We start from the raw sequence: 3,086 nt of genomic DNA on the forward strand, positions 1-3,086 counted from the left end.
GCAACTGACACCAACCTTATCAGAATTAAAAAATGTAAAAAAAGGTACTTGACATTCTCAGAAATGATTTATCGTGAAATAACTTGGTAATTTTTTTATTTTACACCTTAGGGCAGGGACACAGGAATTTCAAGTTCAGCTTTCATCTAAAGACTGAAATCCTTTTAAATTTCGTCTAATTAAAAAATTCTAAAAGCTTAAGTTCATTACAAACAAGCAAGAAAAAGTGGGGCGGTCATTTGATGGGCAAAGCAAAGAGAGAACTTCCAGAAGAGGGTTTAAGATTATTGAGGGCTTATTTTAATGTTTTATCCTCCTGCAGCAACTGGCATTATGACAATTTTATCCAAATCCTTAAGTTTGGTATTTAGTCTTTCCAAAAATTCAATAGACCTACCATTTACCAAAATCACGACATTTCTATCTTGTGGGTCTATTTTTATCCCCCTATTTTTCTCTAGCTCATCTAAAAGATCAGAAATGGTGGAATCAGGTTTTAAGAAAACCCAAAATTCAGGAACCTCAACTTGTTGGCGCAAGGGTCCAATAAATTTTACATAAACCTTCATGCATACCCCTCCAAAAATAAAAAGAGATATCAAAATCAACAAACCTTTTCAAGTTCTTCTGCAACCTCTTGTAACTCTAACTCTTTCAACTTCTCTTTGGTGGGAATCCCTCTCTCGTCCCAGCCTCTCACTTTGTAGTAATCCTTAAGCAAGATATCTAACTCGAAAACTTGTCCCTTTGAAGGCTCCCTTGGCACTGGTTCCTTTACTATTCTCTCAGGCATAGTATCGTATTTTCCATCAATGCCCTCCCTTGCGTTAAATGCTCTCTCCAAGTTGAATATCCTCTCTCCGACTAACCAGAGGTACTTAGGATCTTTAAACTCTTCAATTCCAGTAGCAGCATATAACAGTTTGCTGTATAGATCCACTGTAACCATCTCTGTATTGAATGGGAATATGCAGAACACTGCAGTTTCTGCAATTGCAGTTTCATCTTGGACGTATTTAGCTATTTCTCCTTTTCCTTCCGTTGCAAAGGGATCTACCTTCTTAGGAATACCCATAATTTCAAATTTGTTCCATCCAATGCAATGGCTGGCTCCAATTGGAGATGTTGCAAGGTTTAACCCATGGGCTTTCGCAGACCTTGGATCATAAGCTGGCAATTCAAGCCCCTTAACATGTATTGCATATTTCTCAGCCCCCCTACCGATAACTTCAGCAGCCCTTTTAGTGCCTTCTGCTAAGATGTTTCCTAAGCCAATTCTTAGGGCTATCCTTTTAACAAGCTCAGGTATAACATCAGGGTCTCCCCACCTAAGCTCAAGCCCATCGGTTTCGCTTTTACTAATTATTCCTTTTTCATAGAGCTCTATCGCAAAAGCGATAGCTACTCCTGTAGATATTGTATCTAAACCGTAAGAATCACAAAGCATGTTGGCGTATACTATGGATTCAATGTTTATGTTACCTAAATTCCCTCCAAATGACCAGTGCGTTTCATATTCAGGGAAGTCCCATACTGTGCCTGCATAGGGCCCTTTAGTAAGCTTGAAAGTTTTTCCACATCTGATCATACAGCCATAACAGCCTTGATGCTTTACAATATAGCTTCTCAAAACTTCAGCTTGGAATCTCTCAGCTCCTTCAAGCTCCTTTTGCTTGAAGTTATATGTTGGGAAATGGCCTAAAGTATAGAATGGATACACTGCGAAGTTTGTTCCCAAATTATGGAATCCTTCAAATCCAGGATTGCTGCGGTAAGATTCTATCTGCTCTTTGACCGCTTCGTTAAAGGCATCTTCATCATATATTTCTGGTCTCTTCGTTCCTCTAACTACAATAGCCTTTAGATTCTTGCTTCCCATTACTGCACCGCCGCCACCTCTCGAAGCAGTTCTCATGTCATCCGTAACTATTGCAGAAATTTTAACTAATCTTTCTCCTGCGGGACCTATCATAGCTATTCTAGCTCTTCTATCGGTCTCTTCTAGGAGAAATTCTCTCGCTGCATTTGTAGTCATTCCCCATATCTTTTCTGCATCTCTAAACTCTACTTCACCATCATTAATCCAAACGTAAACCGGCTTTTCAGACCTTCCCTCGACTATTATGGCATCGTAACCAGCGAATTTTAGTTCAGCTCCAAAGAATCCCCCAGCAACACTTCTGAAATAAGTCCCTGTTAGTGGAGATTTAAACTGGGCTATCCACCTGCTTGTTGACTGGGCTTTGGTGCCAGTTAACGGCCCTACTACAAAGACTAATTTGTTTTGGGGGCTTAATGGATCTACTCCTGGAGAAAGTTCGTCCCACAGTATTTTTGCTCCCAATCCTCTACCGCCTATGAATTTCTTAACAACTTCCTCTTTTAGGGGCTCTACTGTGGCCTTTTTATTTGTCAAATCTATTCTCAGTATTTGTCCCATATATCCAAACATGATGACTCATCCCTTATAATTATGTCAAACTAAATTTTACATTAATTCTATATAAATATTTGGGAGAATAGAAATGATTACAGAAAACAGTATTAAATCTAGGCTCATCTCGGTATTATGGTTGAGAGTAGCCCACTGTTCATAGTAGGAAATTCTAAAAACTTTCCAGTCGAATCTAGGAATGAGCCAGTTTCTTCAAGTTCTTGCGGAAGAGTGAGGGAGAAAAATCAATCGGCCTGATAATCAATGGCCCCAACATCCTAATAAAAAAGTTTAACATTCGCGTAGAAGATATTCCAAAACCCTTGGAAGAGATTGGAAAAATTAGAGTTGCAAAAGTTGTCCTGAACCAGAATGCATCCCCAAAGTTAATAGAGGCTGTTGTTAACCATGGTCTAGAACCAATCATAGTCATTGGAGACGCTGATGTTACAGTTGCCGTGGAGGCAATGAAGCTCATTTACAACCCCAACATAGACGTTATAGCCTTGGCAGTAAGGGACACCAACTTCCTGCCTGTAGTGAATGAAGCGAAAAGCAAGGGGAAAGAAACTGTAGTAATCGGGGCTGAGCCGGGGTTCAGTAAGGCCTTACAGAACGCTGCAGATTACGTTATAATCTTGGGAAGGAGTTT

At 39.8% G+C, this 3,086-nt stretch carries 3 protein-coding genes; 1 reads left to right on the forward strand and 2 read right to left on the reverse strand.

Annotation, left to right across the window (positions count from 1 at the left end; genetic code table 11):
* Positions 1-308 precede the first annotated feature (308 nt).
* Together E3E24_RS12465 and E3E24_RS12470 are read right to left on the reverse strand one after the other, a co-directional pair.
* On the reverse strand, positions 309-569 hold the full coding sequence (locus E3E24_RS12465) for a MoaD/ThiS family protein (protein WP_167885511.1): 261 nt from the start codon (positions 567-569) through the stop codon (positions 309-311).
* A 35-nt stretch (positions 570-604) separates the two neighbouring features.
* Complete coding sequence (locus E3E24_RS12470; protein WP_167916120.1) at positions 605-2,452, reverse strand: aldehyde ferredoxin oxidoreductase family protein; 1,848 nt, start codon at positions 2,450-2,452, stop codon at positions 605-607.
* Between the two features lie 203 nt (positions 2,453-2,655).
* Between E3E24_RS12470 and E3E24_RS12475 the strand changes: the two genes are divergently transcribed.
* Positions 2,656-3,086: TIGR00288 family NYN domain-containing protein (locus E3E24_RS12475; protein ID WP_167916121.1), on the forward strand; the 431-nt coding region annotated here is incomplete at its 3' end.

It is taken from the genome of Thermococcus sp. LS2 (genome assembly GCF_012027375.1).
Taxonomy (GTDB): Archaea; Methanobacteriota_B; Thermococci; order Thermococcales; family Thermococcaceae; genus Thermococcus_B.

Bases quoted from the DNA above. Each gene is read 5' to 3' on its own strand.
- E3E24_RS12465 (WP_167885511.1), bottom strand. From the start codon at position 569: ATGAAGGTTTATGTAAAATTTATTGGACCCTTGCGCCAACAAGTTGAG.
- E3E24_RS12470 (WP_167916120.1), bottom strand. From the start codon at position 2,452: ATGTTTGGATATATGGGACAAATACTGAGAATAGATTTGACAAATAAA.